This is a genomic window from Oceanobacter sp. 5_MG-2023, from assembly GCF_030548165.1.
Lineage (GTDB): Bacteria > Pseudomonadota > Gammaproteobacteria > Pseudomonadales > Oceanobacteraceae > Oceanobacter.
On the sequence record NZ_JAUORS010000006.1, the window covers coordinates 146,066 to 162,933 of the forward strand.

General features: G+C 54.3%; 13 protein-coding genes. All 13 read left to right on the forward strand.

Translation table 11 applies throughout. The features are described 5' to 3' along the window. Nucleotides 1–10: 10 nt before the first annotated feature. The 13 genes from Q4551_RS06170 to Q4551_RS06230 all read left to right on the forward strand — a co-directional run bounded on the left by Q4551_RS06170 (nucleotide 11) and on the right by Q4551_RS06230 (nucleotide 15,871). Nucleotides 11–1,447 (forward strand): HEAT repeat domain-containing protein, encoded by a 1,437-nt coding sequence (locus Q4551_RS06170; RefSeq protein ID WP_303432540.1) that lies wholly within the window; start codon nucleotides 11–13, stop codon nucleotides 1,445–1,447. A gap of 16 nt (nucleotides 1,448–1,463) precedes the next feature. Then, complete coding sequence (locus tag Q4551_RS06175) at nucleotides 1,464–4,199, forward strand: HEAT repeat domain-containing protein (protein ID WP_303432541.1); 2,736 nt, start codon at nucleotides 1,464–1,466, stop codon at nucleotides 4,197–4,199. Between the two features lie 269 nt (nucleotides 4,200–4,468). After that, complete coding sequence (locus Q4551_RS06180; RefSeq protein WP_303432543.1) at nucleotides 4,469–5,233, forward strand: fumarylacetoacetate hydrolase family protein; 765 nt, start codon at nucleotides 4,469–4,471, stop codon at nucleotides 5,231–5,233. An 11-nt stretch (nucleotides 5,234–5,244) separates the two neighbouring features. Then, nucleotides 5,245–6,018, forward strand: coding sequence for a fumarylacetoacetate hydrolase family protein (locus Q4551_RS06185; protein ID WP_303432545.1), 774 nt, complete (start codon nucleotides 5,245–5,247; stop codon nucleotides 6,016–6,018). A 3-nt stretch (nucleotides 6,019–6,021) separates the two neighbouring features. Then, nucleotides 6,022–6,825 carry a 2-oxo-hept-4-ene-1,7-dioate hydratase gene (gene hpaH / locus Q4551_RS06190; RefSeq protein WP_303432546.1) on the forward strand — a complete coding sequence of 268 codons (804 nt, stop codon included), beginning with the start codon at nucleotides 6,022–6,024 and terminating at the stop codon, nucleotides 6,823–6,825. Between the two features lie 84 nt (nucleotides 6,826–6,909). Next, nucleotides 6,910–7,719: a 4-hydroxy-2-oxoheptanedioate aldolase gene (gene hpaI, locus Q4551_RS06195; protein ID WP_303432547.1), complete on the forward strand. Its 810-nt coding sequence runs from the start codon at nucleotides 6,910–6,912 to the stop codon at nucleotides 7,717–7,719. A gap of 72 nt (nucleotides 7,720–7,791) precedes the next feature. Next, the gene (gene hpaA / locus Q4551_RS06200; RefSeq protein ID WP_303432548.1) at nucleotides 7,792–8,724 is read left to right on the forward strand and encodes a 4-hydroxyphenylacetate catabolism regulatory protein HpaA; all 933 of its coding nucleotides are present in this window, start codon (nucleotides 7,792–7,794) and stop codon (nucleotides 8,722–8,724) included. Between the two features lie 174 nt (nucleotides 8,725–8,898). Then, entirely contained in the window at nucleotides 8,899–9,321 is a 423-nt protein-coding gene (hpaR, locus tag Q4551_RS06205) for a homoprotocatechuate degradation operon regulator HpaR (RefSeq protein ID WP_303432549.1), read from the forward strand. Between the two features lie 253 nt (nucleotides 9,322–9,574). Beyond that, nucleotides 9,575–11,008, forward strand: coding sequence for an aldehyde dehydrogenase family protein (locus tag Q4551_RS06210; RefSeq protein WP_303432550.1), 1,434 nt, complete (start codon nucleotides 9,575–9,577; stop codon nucleotides 11,006–11,008). 68 nt (nucleotides 11,009–11,076) lie between these two features. Next, nucleotides 11,077–12,288, forward strand: a complete 1,212-nt coding sequence (locus Q4551_RS06215; protein ID WP_303432551.1) for a multidrug effflux MFS transporter — start codon at nucleotides 11,077–11,079, stop codon at nucleotides 12,286–12,288. 64 nt (nucleotides 12,289–12,352) lie between these two features. Next, nucleotides 12,353–13,279, forward strand: a complete 927-nt coding sequence (gene hpaD / locus Q4551_RS06220) for a 3,4-dihydroxyphenylacetate 2,3-dioxygenase (protein ID WP_303432552.1) — start codon at nucleotides 12,353–12,355, stop codon at nucleotides 13,277–13,279. Nucleotides 13,280–13,661: 382 nt separating this feature from the next. Then, nucleotides 13,662–14,828 (forward strand): p-hydroxyphenylacetate 3-hydroxylase oxygenase component, encoded by a 1,167-nt coding sequence (locus Q4551_RS06225; RefSeq protein WP_303432553.1) that lies wholly within the window; start codon nucleotides 13,662–13,664, stop codon nucleotides 14,826–14,828. Nucleotides 14,829–14,944: 116 nt separating this feature from the next. Further along, nucleotides 14,945–15,871 (forward strand): p-hydroxyphenylacetate 3-hydroxylase reductase component, encoded by a 927-nt coding sequence (locus tag Q4551_RS06230; protein ID WP_303432554.1) that lies wholly within the window; start codon nucleotides 14,945–14,947, stop codon nucleotides 15,869–15,871. The last annotated feature ends 997 nt before the right edge of the window (nucleotides 15,872–16,868 follow it).

A 16,868-nucleotide genomic window follows, 5' to 3' on the forward strand; every position in this document is an offset into this window, starting at 1 on the left:
TCTGGCAACCTTGCGTAATCCCGACACTAAAGCCAAACAGCTACAAACACTCTTTAATAAAAAAGGCTTTCGCTTCGAAGTCGTAGGCCGATTGATGGCGCGACATCCGAACTGCCCCAAGGTTTACTACAAACGTCTGGCGGCGTACTGCCCCAAGGATCTAAAGCAAAATCCAGCCTACGCCCTGTCGATGCTTGAAAGTGGCAAAGCGGTAGCTCCCCAACCGCTTCAGCCAGACTCAATTTATGCCGACTTGGACAATGCCTCCGATAGTTATGAAATGGCAATCACTGATGCCTTGAATCGTTACGCAAATGACGACGCCCTGCTCCGCCGGGTTGCCGGTTCAACAGCGCTAAACCCCAATGAGGCTAACCGACTGGCCATCACTGACGACCGCCATATTCACAATCGCATCCTGAGGGAAGGCACGCCCCACTGCAGCGAATTTGTCTATCGCCTGATAGCAACAACCGGTACGCCACTACAACGTAAACAACTAGCGTCACTGAAATTGAAGCGGGAGTATCCACAGCTATTGCGGCAATTAACCAGCGACAAGGACAGCTCGGTACGGCAGGCCGCAGGTAACCAAGCAACGAAGAGAGGACTGGCCTCTGCCCAAAAACCCGATAAAACCAGCCTCCGTACCCTGGGCAATAAGGCCGCACGCATCGACCTGGCCAAAAGCAGCAGCGACCCTGACATTCTGCACATGCTGTGTGAAGACAAGGTTCGGGATGTTCGTCGGGCGCTGGCCGAACATCAGCAGGTATTACCTTTGACTTGTCTGGAAAAGCTACTGACCGATAGCGACAACCAAGTCGTCAGCAGTGCTGTTTGGATACTGGATCGAATGATGGGATCGGCAACGCCACCATCCAGGGATCAGCTACAAGCAGCTATTTCCCAAATTCTTGAAAACAACGACTTTTCTCCAAGCTTGAAATCCAGGGTGTTAGTGTATTGCGACAAAGCCCCATTGCTTGAAGACATGTTAGAGCAAAGAGAAATTCGAAGATTTGCCGGCCCCAAAAGTGGTAGCCATTTGCTGCTATTCAACACCTATCTGGACATCCAGAGCGCGGACAAATCGTTTTGGCTACTGCAGATAGAAGAAGTACCGGCTGAGATCATCGAGCGGCTAGCGACTCAAACACAGGATCCGGCCAGCATGCTCAAAAAACATATCGGTGAAAGTCATGGTACCTCCGTCAGCTCCCTGATTTACCTGATCAAGCAGCACCCCAATATGCTTGCTCACTGCCCACTGCAGAAAGCCATCGATCATGCCAACCGAAACAGCCACATGGACTTTGCTGATGCTCTGAAGTCGGAACCATCTCTGCAGCCGTTCAAGGATTTTCGGGCACAACTTCAAAACGCAAAAGACCAACAGTTATTGCAGCAACTGATCAATCAGGCAGAACAAACCGAAACGATATAAACAAGGAGTTAATGACATGGAAATAGACCTGAAACACGAAGCCCAACAATACATTTCCAGCCAGTACTTCTGGGCAAGCAGTCCAATGGAAGTGAGAAAAGGCAGCCCGTCCCCCACATTCATGCTGAAAGTCGCACGAGCCATTAGTGAAGCCAGCGATTCACTGATCGACGAATGCCTGAACTTGCCAGATTGCCAGTGCTGGTTTCTGAAATGGAGTCTGCTGCTTCGCAGCCACTGCAGCGATGCTCAGTTAGAGCTGATTGTGTTACATCCCAATAGCGATGAGCACTTCATACAACAATTGGGGTTTATGATCCCTCAATGGTTCCAGCAGCTCGAAAGCAAAGGACGAATGACCGAGCAAGTAAAGGCCCTGTGCGGAGCCGAACTGAAAGACCTGCGCCTTCAAATTGAAGAAGACACCCGCCAAATAGCCGCCATCACACTGCTCTCGGAAAGCATGTATTCAGGCCTATTAAGTCTGCGTTGGACATTACGCACCTGGTATCCGGGCTCAACCGTGGAAGAGCGCCGTTTTCTGATTGCGTCGGTGCACCCTCTGTTTGCCGAGTTTGCTTTGAACCGGGCCTGTGCAACCGGCAAGAAAATAGACATCGATGCAATGGCGGACTTTATTCCGCAATTGTCTGAACAGCAGTTAACCCTTCTCGCCAATTCAGGAGCACGTCAGGCTCGCGTGAGGGCAGCGTCCGACAAGCAGTGTCCATTGGAATTATTGATTCAGCTGAGCCAGGACAAAAGCAAACCGGTTCGGGAAGCGGCGTTGCGCCAGCTGCCACTGGAATATCACCCAAAACAAAAGCCAGCCAGGAAATCCCCAGGCAAAAAGAACACATCGTCGAAGAACACATCAACGAAAGACACAGGCATTCAGGAAACCAGCTTCATCAACAGCCTGTTATCAGATGCCCTGAGCAGCGACGACCTGATCAATGTCGTCCGCAATGGTGATGCGCTCAGTGTTTGTACTGCCACACTGCACAACAACACCAATGCGGAAATCATCGCCATTGCAGAAACCCGCCAGTTACCCGAATGGGCTCAGCTCGGTATCGCCAGACACACCCGCAACGCCGAGCGAATCAATCAGCTGATGACCACCTGGGACGAACACGTCCTTATTGCGCTGGCCACTAACCCTAACCTGACGCCCGAACAGGCACTGGGCATGATTGGTCCGAACAACTGGGTCAACGCCCAGATAGGCAACCAATTCATCGACAACAACGACATACTGGATCGCATTGCCGAACTGGATGACTGGAAACAGGATCTCCCCGTACTGAGAGACCATTCCACTACGGTCAAATCGCTGCAGGAAACGTTTCGTAAACGTACACTGGGCTACTCCCTGATTGACCGCTTGATGGCCCGCAATCCCAAGTGTCCAAAAACCTTTTATCGCAAATTGGTGTATTACGTTCCCGATGACCTGCAACAGAACCCGGTTTACGCGCTGCATCTGCTGGAATCCGGCCAAGCCGTATCACCATCCAGACACAAGCTCCCGTATGCTTTCAAAGAAAGATTGGAAATCATTTTTGACGACATGATGGCATCAGAAACGTACTCCAAACTGATAAGAGAAGCGATCGGATACCAGTACCTCAACCCCAACCACGTCAACCAAATTGCGATAACTGCGGATCGTTACCTGCACAGGGCATTGCTGAACAGTGGAATGCATCTTCACAGCGAATTTGTTTATCAAATCATTGCCGCCGTTGGTTCTGTTACTCTGCGCAAAGCCCTGGTCAAACATCCCCAACAACCAGCCTCCGACGAATTAATTCTGTTGCTGACCAACGACAAGGACAGCTCCATTCGCCAGTCCGCCTCCATTGAAGCTGCCCGCCGCGGACTGATCAAATCCTTCACCCCCGACAAAACCAGCCTGAAATCCCTTGGTAACAAGGCTGCCCGCATCGATTTGGCAGAGAACAGCGATGACCTGGAAATTCTGCAGATGCTCTGCAACGACAAACTGCCAGCTGTGCGCAGGGAGGTAGCTAGAAGAGAACAGATCCTGCCATTACAGAACCTGCTCCAACTCGCAACCGATAGCGATGAATATGTCCAAAGATATGCGATCTATACCCTAAATGAAGATATCAAGAACGACAGTGGCGAACTGCACCAGCAGTTTCAAAGCGAGTTAACGGGGCTTTTACAAGATGAGCAATGCCCGGCAAAACTCAGAGCCCTTGCACTGGCACACTGCGAAGACGGCCAACTGGTTGACCAATACTGGCAGCACGAATCGATTCGGGCCGAATTTCTCACCGATACTGGTGATAGATTCCTGTCGCCGCACAGTCATTCTTCATTGATGCGGCATTACCTGGACGCAGAACCCTTCGACGGAGAAAAATTCAAGGCCTGCTATCGCCTGCAAAGTCTGACCTTTGAACAAATCGACATGACTTTAAGCCGCTACCCCAAAGTCGCAAACGAGATGTATGACAAATTGCAATATGAAGGTTACCTGAGGGAAGAATTGCACCGAGCAGAAGAAGTATTGGCCTTCCTGATAGCCAATTACCAATCATATATTCATCCCCAAGAAGCTCCCGAATGGGCAAAAGATCGCAAGGAAAAACTTGCCAAAGCCATTGCGGCCTACCCGGATCTGGAACCCTTCAAAGCCTTCGTTGTAAGTATTCCCAGTCGCAAAAACGTCATGCACAGCATACTGGCGCAAGCTGAAGAGTTAGTCGTTAACTGCTGATTTTCTGATCGGATCATAAGGAGTCAGTCCCTTTATGATCCGATTTTTACCCACCGCTTGTGTCGTTAGCGTTTCAGCCAATCTGTAGCCCACCACAATAATTAATATATTAACTTATTGACTTTTTCCTCCCTAAACGCAAAACTAATTAACATGTAAACAAAAAAGAATTCGTCCGGTTATGGACGCGTTCTGGTGTTTCTCACCGCTCTGTTTTAGTAGCGGTGCCTGCAGCACAACTAATAAAAACCCGATCTGGAGATCTCGCCATGAGGCATTGCCGCATCCTGAAGGATGGCGTCGCCACCGAGGTGACTTTGGCCACCGCTGACACTCAGGACCTCACCAACGAAACTGTTTTACCTGCCACGACCGGCACTGTTTTTGGTATCGCCCTGAACGACAAAAGCCTGTACGCCAAACTGGAACCGTCTTTCAGCGAAAAGCCGCATGTGAATCCGCCAACGCGTCCGGTTCTGCACATCAAAACCGACAACACCCACATTGGTTACGGCGCGGCGATTCCTGCCCCAGCGGATGGCACGCCGGTTTACGCTGGCCCATCCATCGGCATCGTGATTGGCAAACAAACCACCCGTGTAAGCGAAGCCGAGGCGCTGGAATTCGTCGGCGGCTACACCGTGGTCAACGAAGTCTCTCTGGTCGAAACTTCGTTCTATCGCCCGGCGGTGAAAGCCAAGTGCCGCGATGGCTTCTGTCCCATCGGCCCCTGGGTTGTGGATGCGGCTGACGTTGCCAACGTGGCAGCACTGTCCATCGTCACTTCTATTAATGGTGAAAAGGTTCACGCCACCAACACTGACCAGCTGCGCGCTGGCGTAGCCGAGCTGGTGAGTTATCTGAGCAGCTTTATGACCCTGGAAGCCGGAGACTTGATCATTGCCGGTACTCCAGAGCGTACCGATGCCCTCTATCTGAAGGCTGGCGATACCGTATCCATCAACATCGAATCTGTCGGTGTACTGGAAAACCCTGTTGTTAACGAAGCAACCATTGATGCGGCACAAGGCTGAGGAGAACAGACATGAAACGCGCACGTATTCTGGTCGACGACCAGCTCACCGACGTCACCGTCAATGACAGCCACAATGCCGTATTGGCCGATGGCACTGTGATCGCAGAAACCGAAGCCAACTGGCAGCCACCTTGCACCGGCAAGATGTTTGTCCTGGGCCTGAACTACGCCGACCACGCTGCCGAACTGGCATTCAAGGCACCGGAAGAACCCCTGGTCTTCCTGAAAGCTCCCAACACCCTGCTGGGCCATCGCCAAAACACCTATCGCCCCGACCAGGTTGACTACATGCACTATGAGTGCGAACTGGTGGCGGTGATTGGCAAAACGGCCAAAAACGTTTCCCGTGCCGAGGCCATGGACTACATCGGCGGCTACACTGTGGGTAACGACTACGCCATCCGCGACTATCTGGAAAACTATTACCGCCCCAACCTGCGCGTCAAAAGCCGCGATACCTGCACCCCCCTGGGCCCTTACATCATCGACGCAGCAGACGTTGCCGACCCGCATAACCTCGCCCTGCGCACTTACATTAACGGTGAGCTGAAGCAGGAAGGGTCCACCGAAGATATGGTGTTCAATATTCCGTTTCTGGTCGAGTACCTGAGCGCCATCATGACACTGGAACCCGGAGACATGATTTTCACCGGCACTCCGGAGGGTTTGGCCGACGTACAACCGGGTGACGAAATCGTGACCGAAGTCGAAGGAGTGGGTCGTCTGGTGAATTACATCATCAACGAAAGCCAGTACCTGAAATCCCTGACCACGGAGGCTTGAGTCATGCTGTCTGAAGACACCATCAAAGACTGTGCCGCACAGCTGCATCAGGCGGAAAAAGAACGCCAGCAAATCCGCCAGATCTCGCTGCAACACCCGGACATTACCATCCCGGATGCCTACCGGATCCAGAGTGAGTGGCTGAGCCTGAAACTGGCCGAAGGCCGCAAGGTGATCGGCCATAAAATTGGCCTGACCTCCCGTGCCATGCAAATGTCTTCCCAGATAGATGAGCCGGATTACGGCACCCTGCTGGACGACATGCTGTTCCAGGATGCGGCGGAAATCCCTACCGATCGTTTTATTGTGCCGCGCATCGAAGTAGAGCTGGCGTTTATCCTGAAAGCGCCGTTGAACGGGCCAAACTGCACCATTTTTGATGTCTACAACGCCACCGATTATGTGATACCGGCGCTGGAACTGATCGACGCCCGTAGCCAGTCCATCGACCCTCAATCCGGTCGCCCGCGCAAGGTGTTTGATACCATTGCGGATAACGCCGCCAATGCCGGGATCATTCTCGGTGGCCGCCCGATCAAACCGATGGATATCGATCTGCGCCGCATCAGTGCCATCATGTACCGCAACGGCGTGATTGAAGAAACCGGCGTGGCAGCCGGAGTACTCAACCACCCGGCCAATGGTGTCGCCTGGCTGGCCAACCGCCTGTACCCGTACGGCATTACGCTGGAGCCGGGGCAGATTATTCTGGCAGGGTCCTTTACCCGTCCGGTCGCCGCCCGCAAGGGGGACACCTTTCAGGTCGATTATGGCGAGCTTGGGCAAATCAGCTGCTACTTCAAATAATAGCGACTGCGCAGGAGCGCGGGAGCCAGGAACACAAGAATCGAAGGCTGGTTGCAGGCTTCGATTCCCAATCAAGGAGACGGTATGTCTGCCCCCATCAATACATTCAAGCAAGCGATCCAGACCGGCCAACAGGCACAGATCGGTTTGTGGCTCGGGCTGGCCAACAGCTACACCGCCCAGCTGATTGCCGGGGCCGGTTTCGACTGGCTGCTGATCGATGCCGAACACGCCCCGAACGACCTGCAGACCATACTCGGCCAATTACAGGCGATGGCACCGTATCCGGTAACCCCCATTGTCCGCCCGGCCTGGCCGGATAGCGTTCGGATCAAACAGATTCTCGACCTCGGTGCCCAGACCATTCTGGCCCCCATGGTGGAATCCGGCCAACAGGCCGCCGACGTTGTCGCGGCAACCCGTTACCCTCCGGCAGGTATTCGCGGGGTTGGCAGTGCCCTGGCACGGGCATCAGAATTTAACCGCACGGCCGACTATCTCCACACCGCCAACCAGCAGATGTGTGTTTTAATCCAGATTGAAACCCCCGCCGGGGTTGCTGCACTGGATGATATTCTGGCGGTTGATGGTGTCGACGGCGTGTTTATTGGTCCGTCCGACCTGAGTGCCGCCATGGGCCATATTGGTAACCCGGCGCATCCCGACGTACAGGCCGTGATTGAAGCATCCATTGCCAAAATCGTCGCCGCTGGCAAAGCCCCCGGCATCCTGATTGCCGACAAGACACTGGCCAAGCGCTATATTGAACTGGGTACCCTGTTTGTCGGTGTGGGTACCGATACCGGACTGTTGGTGAAATCCACCACCGGGCTGGCGGCTGAGTTCAAGGCGACCATTGCAGCGCCGACGCAAGAAAAAGGCTCCGTGTATTAACACGGGCCAACCTCGGCACGCATCGCCCGACATGGTTCAATAACAATAAAACAACAATAAAAAGAATCACTTATGCCTATTAACCATCTTAACGAATGGATCCCAAACATCGTGATTGGCCAGGATTACGACCAACACTATCGGGATGCCAACATCCACTTCGATGTATTGGGTCGCATGGCCGACTTTTTTGGCCGCGACATGCCGGTGCACCTGCACGCCCAGTTTCTGCAAATTCATCTGATCAAAGCCGGTGACACCCATTTTCACATTGATGAACAGGTGTATCACTGCCAGGGGGCCTGCTGCTTCCTGACCCCTGCTGCGGTGCCTCACTCATTCATGACCGAGCGAGACGCCAACGGGTATGTCCTCACCGTCAATCAGTCGCTGATCTGGCAGCTGCTGCGCGACAGCCAGAACAGCCAGATAGAAGCCGAGCGGATTCAGCCCATCGGCATTGAACAGCGGCTACTCAGCGACAAGGACACACACGCCTGGCACCGCATTACCCATATTTTCCAGATGCTGCAGGATGAATGGGACACCCCTTCCCCGGATCGCACCTTTGCGCTGGAATCGCTGGTGCGGCTGCTATTGCTGCAACTGTTGCGGCTGGCACCGGAAGCCTCGGCCTCACACACAGTCAACAGCGAAGAACTGCGCCAGTTCCGCCGCTTTTCCCTGCTGGTTGAGCACGAATACCGCCAGCGCTGGCCATTGGGTCATTACTGCGCAGCGCTGGGAGTCAGCGAAAGCTACCTGCACCAGATCTGCCATCGAGTAGCCAACTGCCCACCCAAGCGATTGATTCACGACCGCATACTGCAAGAATGCAAACGCCTGTTGCTGTACTCGAACAAATCGATCAATGACATCGGCTTTGATCTCGGCTTTCTTGATCCATCGTATTTCTCGCGGTTTTTCCGTAAACAAACCGGACTGACCCCGCGAGACTTTAGACAACCGGCCAACCAGCCCAGCCAGCGCCCGGCCTTCACCTGAGCCTTACGCTGTCTTTTTGATTCATATGCGCTATTATTTTACCCATCTACTTAATATATTAATGAGATGGTTTTTTCTGAACACCCTGTATTGCTCCTGCTGGCAACCGACATCGACAAAGATGAAGGCAGCGGCCACGGCAGCTCTCAAAACCACAGCACGGAACCGCCCCCAATGCGCAAGTTTGATGACTCCATTCCCCTGAAACTCCTCAAGGCCCGAGAATCCACCATGGCTTTTTTCCGCCCGGTGTTACAGGAAATCGGCCTGACCGAACAACAGTGGCGCGTGATTCGTGCCCTTAATGAACATCATGAGTTGGAATCCAAACAACTGGCCGAACTGTGCTGCATTCTCAGCCCCAGCCTGACCGGCATCATCAACCGGCTGGAAGCCCAGGACTACCTCAAGCGCCGCAAGTCGACCGAAGACCAGCGCCGTGTCCTGATAAGCCTGAGCGAAAAAGCCAAAATCATGTTTGCCAACGTCAGCCCACGTCTGGAAGGCTGCTACGAAACCATGACCAACCAGCTATCACCCGAAAAGATGCAACAACTAAAAGAATTGCTGGACGAAATCATCAAACTGGAACGATAACGTCCCCTGGCTCGCGGCATTGCTACGCTGGCCAGCAGTCTGCCACCTGCATCTCATTTTCACGGCCTGTTCCCGGCGCTTCTGCCTCTCCCTTTTCTGCAAGAGCGTTTGGTTCTCGCATTGACAATAGATAATATGTTAATTATATTTTACTTAATATATTCATTAAAATAAAAACAAGACCAGAAGTTCCAGCACCGGGCCAGAATGCCCGGCAAGCTCATCCACTCAATACAGAACAGAAGGCTCAACCATGTTGCAGGCATCCTACCCCTATTACCTGGCCAACGAGCCAATGGCTCCAAACCAGGATCTGGACGTAACCAACAAATACACCGGCGAAGTCGCTACCCGCGTCGCCATGGCCGACGTTGACACCATTGATAAAGCCATTGCGGCAGCGGTCGACGCCACCGAAGCCATGCGCAAGATGCCAGCTTACCAACGCCAGGCGATCATTTATCACTGCGTCCGCCGGTTTGAAGAACGGTTTGAAGAAATCGCCCAGGCGCTGTGTCTGGAAGCAGGCAAGCCGATCAAGGATGCTCGCGGTGAAGTCACCCGCCTGATCGACACCTTCAAAATCGCCGCCGAAGAAACCACTCGTATTTACGGCGAAGTGATCCCGATGGACATTACCCCCCGCGCCAAAGGCTACAGTGGCCAATGGAAACGGGTACCGATCGGCCCTTGTTCGTTTATTTCGCCGTTCAATTTCCCGCTTAATCTGGCCGCCCACAAAGTAGCTCCGGCACTGGCAGCGGGTTGTCCGTTTGTCCTTAAGCCCGCTTCACTGACCCCGGTTGGCGCACTGATTATTGGTGAAATCCTGGCCGAGACCGACCTGCCCAAAGGGGCGTTCTCGATTCTGCCCTGTCACCGTGATGGTGCCGATCTGTTCACCACCGACGACCGCCTCAAACTGCTAAGTTTCACCGGTTCGCCGGAAGTTGGCTGGGCACTGAAAGCCAAGGCCGGCAAGAAACCGGTGGTTCTGGAGCTGGGGGGCAATGCGGCCTGTATCGTTGACGAAGGCACCGACCTCGACGACGCCGTCACCCGGATTGTTTTCGGGGCCTATTACCAGTCTGGCCAGAGCTGTATTTCAGTGCAGCGCATCATGGTGCACGACAGTCTGTACGACGACGCCAAAGCACGCCTGACCGAAGCGGTTGGCGCACTGGTACATGGCGATCCGGCCGATGAAAACACCTTTATTGGCCCGATGATTTCCATAAAAGAAGCCATCCGGCTGCACACCTGGATAGCCGAAGCCCAGGCCGGTGGTGCCACCGTCTTGTGCGGCGGCGAGCGCGACGGTGCCATGCTGCAAGCCACGCTGCTGTGCGATGTCACGGCCGACATGAACGTCAACACCCAGGAAGCCTTTGGCCCGGTCGCTATTCTGAGCCGATTCACCGACTTCGACGACGCACTGAAAGAAGTGAACAACTCTGATTTTGGCCTGCAGGCTGGCATATTCACCAAAGACATCTACAAAGCCCAAAAAGCATGGGACGAGCTGGAAGTCGGTGGCGTAGTCATTGGTGATGTCCCCAGCTGGCGCGTCGACCATATGCCTTACGGCGGGGTAAAGGATTCCGGCATTGGCCGCGAAGGCGTGCGTTACGCCATCGAGGACATGACCGAAATCCGCTTGATGGTCCTGCGCAACCCGAACACGTAGCGTCAGTGGCCCATGCCTCCCGCTTGCGGTGTTAATGGCCAGGCCACCAAACCATACGAGGAACCGCTGTGAACAACCCCCACGTCCCCATACCGCTGCTTTCTACTGTAGCGCTGGCAAGCCCGCTGGCACTGAATCTGTTTGTGCCTGCCATGCCGGATGCTGCACGGGATCTGGGCGTCGACATTCACATCATTCAGCTGACGTTTACCGCCTACCTGCTCACTCTGGCCATTGGCCAGCTGCTCTCCGGGCCGCTGGCGGATCATTACGGCCGCAAACCAGTGCTGTTATGGGGGCTGGCCTTGCACGTAGCTGGCAGTGTATTGGCCGCAAGCGCCAATGATATCACCCTGCTGATTGCCGGACGGGTGTTACAGGCTCTGGGTGGCAGTGCGGCCATGTCGCTGGCGCGCACTATCATTGTGGATATACACGGCCGTCAGGGCGCAGCCGGGAAAATGGGCTATATGGTCATGGCGATCGCTATTGCCCAATCCATCGCCCCGGCCCTGGGCGGTTTTCTCAATCTCTGGTTTGGCTGGAGCAGCACCTTTATATTGCCGCTGGTGATTGGCATCGGCGTCGCCCTGGCGGCTCTGAAATGGCTGCCAGAAACCGGCCAGACAACCCGTAACGGTCTATCCCCAAGACGAGTATTCTCCCAGTATCGACAAGTCCTCGGCTCGTCGGAGTACCTTGGTTACGTGCTCTCTACGACCTTTATCGCGACGGTGTTTTATATGTTTATGGGCAGTTCGCCCTATATCGTTGTGGACCAGCTGGGGGGCAACTCGGCGCAGTTTGGCAGCTGGTTTCTGGTCGTTTCGCTGGCCTTTATGGCCGGCAGTTTTCTATCCACCCGGCTGGCACAAACACTCAGCATCGATCACATGGTCATGCTGGGCAACAGTTTGTCATTGCTGGGCGCATTATGGTTGTGGTGGTTCGCCCTGCAACAGTCACTCAGCCTCTGGACGCTGTTTGTACCGATGTCTCTGGTCACACTTGGCCGGGGCCTCAGTCAGCCCAATGCCCAATCCGGGGCCATTGGCTGCACTCTGGCTTTTCCCAATACCGCCGCGGGTACCGCGTCGGGGCTAATGGGATTTATACAACTGCTCACCGGTGCCGTGATGGCCCAGATCACCCCTTGGCTTATGCATCAGGGGCTGGTCGTATTCATGGGCTGCATGGTCACGGCTCCCATTATGGCAATGGCTTGCCATGGCTATTCCTGGTTTCTACGGCGACAACGGACTGTCGCCAGAACCCGTTAATAACAACACGACTTTACCAATGCCATACTGATGGCGTGGCTGTCACACAACAAGGATAACAACCATGGGCACACTCGCACTCGCAGCAAAAATCACCCACGTCCCTTCCATGTACCTGTCGGAACTGGAAGGCCCACGCAAAGGGTGCCGCCAGGCCGCCATTGACGGTCATCTCGAAATCGACCGTCGTTGCCGGGAACTGGGGGTCGATACCATCGTCGTCTTCGACACCCACTGGCTGGTCAACTCCGGTTATCACATCAACTGTGCCCCGCACTGGGAAGGCACCTACACCAGCAACGAACTGCCGCACTTTATCAGCAACATGCCCTATAACCTGAACGGCAACCCGGAGTTGGGTAACTTGCTGGCCAAGGTCTGCAAAGAACATGGCATCGACGCCCTGGCACACGATGCCACCACACTGGCACCGGAATACGGCACTCTGGTTCCCATGCGTTATATGAACACCGACAACCATTACAAAGTGATTTGTGTCTCTGCCTTGTGCACCGTTCACTACCTGAACGATAGCGCTCGCCTCGGCTGGGCCTTCCGGGAAGCGATCGAAAAATATTACGACGGCACTGTCGCCATATTGGCGTCCGGCTCATTGTCACACCGCTTTGCCCAGAACGGACAAGCCCCGGATTTTGCCGATAAAGTCTGGAGCCCATTACTGGAAACGTTGGATAAAGAAGTGATCAAGATGTGGGAAAACGGCGACTGGAAAACCTTCTGTGACATGCTGCCGGAATACGCTGCCAAGGGTCATGGGGAAGGCTTTATGCACGATACCGCCATGCTGCTGGGAGCACTGGGCTGGTCGGATTACGACGGCAAGGTTGAGGTTGTGACGCCTTATTTTGGTAGCTCTGCCACAGGGCAAATCAATGCTATCTTCCCGGTAACACCACAAACCGGTGACGCCGTTCCGGCTCCGCAGGCCTCTGAAGCTGCCAAGCTGGCGTATGGTGAAAGCCGTTTATAAGCAAGACTACGGCACCGGAAGTGGCCTGCCACTTCCGGATCAGACTCTTCTCACCAACTTCTCACCAACTTCTCACCAACTTCTCACCAACTTCTCACCAGACCAGCTCTGGCCATCACTCTGATTTATAGCAGCAAAACGGTGACTGCTTCGCCATGGACATCATCGCCATCAGAAACCACCCCTTCCCGACATTCAATAAATCGCCATGATCGGTCAAAACAGAAAAGTACCATTTTTAGCGAGAAAACGTCATGTTCCCTCACCGCACTTGTCGCAATAATTCATTCATCAAAGCGCAGCAACCAACCGCTGCCACCGTGTTGATCCGATCAGACAACACCTTGCTGATATAAAAACAACAGACACAAGGCTGAATATCATGACGACAAACAACCCCATGTTGGACAAGCTGCAAGCCATCCTCCCTGCCATCCGCGCCAATGCAGCCAAGGCAGAAGCAATGCGCATGATTCCCCAAGAAAACATCGACATGCTGCATGGCATCGGCCTGAACCGGGCATTTCTGCCGAAAGCCTACGGTGGTCTGGAAATGAGCCTGCCGGAATTCACCGACTGCATCGCCGCACTGGCTGGGGCTTGCTGCTCCACCGCCTGGGGCTACAGCCTGTTGTGTACCCACAACCACCAGATTGCGATGTTCAGCAAAGAAACCCAGAACGAGATCTGGGGCGACAACCCCGATGTCGTAGCATCGTCTTCGATTGCACCTTTTGGCCGTTACGAAGAAACCGACGGCGGCATCATCTTTACCGGTGATATGAAATGGAGCTCCGGGGTGGACCACGCCGACTGGATATTGGTTGGCCTCAACCGCATGGTCAACGACGAAAAAATCTACAGCTTCGCCATTATTCCCAGAGCCGAATTCACCATCATCGACGACTGGCACGCCGCCGGTATGTGTGGCTCCGGTACCAAAACAGCCCGGATCGAAGGTGTCTTTGTTCCCGAGCGCCGCATTCAGGCCGCCAAAGACATGATGGAAGGCCGCCATGTTGGCCGCGAGCTGTACCCTGACAGCAACATCTACCACACCCCGTACCGACCGTACTTTGCCTGTGGTTTTGCTGCCATGAGCCTGGGCGTGGCCGAACGCATGATCGAGGTATATCAGGACATCACCAAAAACCGCGTCCGCGCCTATACCGGTGCCAAGGTCGCCGGATCGATCGCCCCGGTGCTGCGAATGGCCGAGTCCTACCAGCAAGTCTGCGCCGCTCGCGCCTATCTGGAAAAAACCTGGAACGAACACAAGGAATACAGCGAGCGTCACCAATACCCAGACCGCTACACCCTGGCACACTGGCGTACCAACCAGGCCTACGCCATCAAGATGTGTATCGAAGCCGTTAACCGCCTGTGGGCAGTAATGGGCGGTTCCAACTGGTACAACGAACGGGAAGGCCAGCGCTTGTGGCGCGAGTCCAACATGACCGCCGCCCACGCCTACACCGATTACGACGTATGCGCCCAGATTATCGGCCGTGAACTGCTAGGCATGGAGCCAGACCCAGCGCTGCTGTGATTGTTTTGTCTGACGTCGGGCGCATCTGAGGTATGACTCCAGACTCGCGTCCGACATCCGCCCCCATATAAAAACCAGAGCCTGTGACACCAGGCCAACCAGCCAGGATACTCATCATGACCACAGCCTTCGATCCCAAAGCCTTCCGCCGCGCCCTCGGTAACTTCGCCACAGGTGTTACCGTCATTACCGCCTGCACCCCGGACGGCGTGCAAACCGGCGTCACCGCCAACAGCTTCAACTCCGTCTCCCTCGACCCCGCACTGGTGCTATGGAGCATCATGAAAAACTCCTCCAGCGTCGAGATTTTCGGGCAAGCCAGCCACTTTGCCGTCAACGTACTGGCTGCCGACCAGATCAACCTGTCGAACCACTTCGCCCGTCCATCCGACGACAAGTTCGCTGAGGTGAATTATCAGCAAGGCTTGGGAAACGCCCCCCTGTTACCCGACTGCGCCGCCCGCTTTCAGTGTGAAAACTACCAGCGTATCGACGGTGGCGACCACTGGATTCTAATAGGTAAAGTCGTCGCCTTCGACGATATTGGCCGCGCTCCCCTGCTGTACCACGGCGGAGCCTACTCCGCCGTGATTCCCCACGCCGGAGTCAAACCGAAAGATTCCGACGCCTCCAGCCAAGGCGAAGAGAAAAACGCCCAGCGCCTGCACGACAACCTCTACTACCAGATGATTCAAGGGGTAAAACGTTATCAGGCCAGCTACCAACCGCTGCAACTGGCCACCGGCCTGCGCACGATCGAAGCGCGCATGATCATGACCCTGAACGACTTCGGCAGCCTGGCCGCCAACGACCTGGAACAACGTCTTGGTATGCCGGATCAGGACCTGCAAGCCGCACTGGATACCCTCAAGCGCAAGGAATGGATTGTCGCCAGCGACGACACTCTCAGCCTGACCAGCGCCGGTATCGAACAGGCAGCAACCTTATGGAAAGTAGCTAACGACCGTCAGACTGAAGTCTTTGGCCAGTTCAGCGCCGAAGACGTTGCCACCTTCCGCAAAGTGCTGGACGCGGTACAGTAACCAACACCAATCATCACCCATATCGGCGGCAAGCCACCTTCTACCGGGATATATCCACGCAGGAGGGTTGTCGCCGATATAAATACGGCTCCTACTCTTGCTTGCCATGCCCTTGCCTGTTCCCCAAAAATAACGACAGCCAGCCAGTCAAAATTGATTACACTGAACAACAATCAGATTTGCATCACAACAATAACAACGAGCATCCATCCCTATGGATCAGCCACACCCACCGAGCAACAACTGACGCTACTGGAATCGCCGGGCACCCTGGCGTTCTTCGATTACTTCCTCAACTGACTACAACACCAGCTACTCAGCGACCAATGCATGACCTTTTTCTACCCCGATGGCGAACACGTCAGTACGCTGCTATATAAAGATTTCAGCCACGACGCCTCAGCCTCCAGCTGGCCATAGCCTATATTTCCGAGCGCCAGTATCGCCCGCCCCAAACTTCGACAAGCTACGCCATTGCCAACCAGACCAACTGATTACCGATCATTATGATTATGGTGTTCTCAGTGGCAACATGAGGCCGCACTATCGCAATCGTTTTTTGAACAGCCGGGTTTTCTCAACAAATGGGCCGTGATTTGCCACTAAGACAGCGACAACTACTACATCAATCTCTACAGCCGTCGCGGCTATTTCAGACCGTTTCTCAACAACAGACAGCAACAAGAGCAAGGTTGCGGCCTCCTGCAGAAAGAATCCGAATGTCTATGTAATAAGCCATATTGTTATCCTGAGGCTTATACTGTGGCGGAGTCTCAAGCACGGCAATCGTTACGCGAGAAACACAGACCAGCTTTTCACTTGCATTTCGAATACGCCTTTCACAAATATCTGTCTTTTGCCCAATATGCAACGGTTTCGCGACACCGTAGACCCATCCTGAATCGACGGCACGAACTGCCGGGGGCATCTATTTAATCCGGTGCTCACTCTGGGCTACCGGATGGTTTCGAATCACGAAGCCGACTTGCAGGCCTGA

Coding starts and splice junctions, on each gene's coding strand:
- Q4551_RS06230 (WP_303432554.1), top strand. CDS start 14,945: ATGACCACAGCCTTCGATCCCAAAGCCTTCCGCCGCGCCCTCGGTAAC.
- Q4551_RS06225 (WP_303432553.1), top strand. CDS start 13,662: ATGACGACAAACAACCCCATGTTGGACAAGCTGCAAGCCATCCTCCCT.
- hpaA (WP_303432548.1), top strand. CDS start 7,792: ATGCCTATTAACCATCTTAACGAATGGATCCCAAACATCGTGATTGGC.
- hpaD (WP_303432552.1), top strand. CDS start 12,353: ATGGGCACACTCGCACTCGCAGCAAAAATCACCCACGTCCCTTCCATG.
- hpaI (WP_303432547.1), top strand. CDS start 6,910: ATGTCTGCCCCCATCAATACATTCAAGCAAGCGATCCAGACCGGCCAA.
- hpaH (WP_303432546.1), top strand. CDS start 6,022: ATGCTGTCTGAAGACACCATCAAAGACTGTGCCGCACAGCTGCATCAG.
- hpaR (WP_303432549.1), top strand. CDS start 8,899: ATGCGCAAGTTTGATGACTCCATTCCCCTGAAACTCCTCAAGGCCCGA.
- Q4551_RS06185 (WP_303432545.1), top strand. CDS start 5,245: ATGAAACGCGCACGTATTCTGGTCGACGACCAGCTCACCGACGTCACC.
- Q4551_RS06180 (WP_303432543.1), top strand. CDS start 4,469: ATGAGGCATTGCCGCATCCTGAAGGATGGCGTCGCCACCGAGGTGACT.
- Q4551_RS06175 (WP_303432541.1), top strand. CDS start 1,464: ATGGAAATAGACCTGAAACACGAAGCCCAACAATACATTTCCAGCCAG.
- Q4551_RS06210 (WP_303432550.1), top strand. CDS start 9,575: ATGTTGCAGGCATCCTACCCCTATTACCTGGCCAACGAGCCAATGGCT.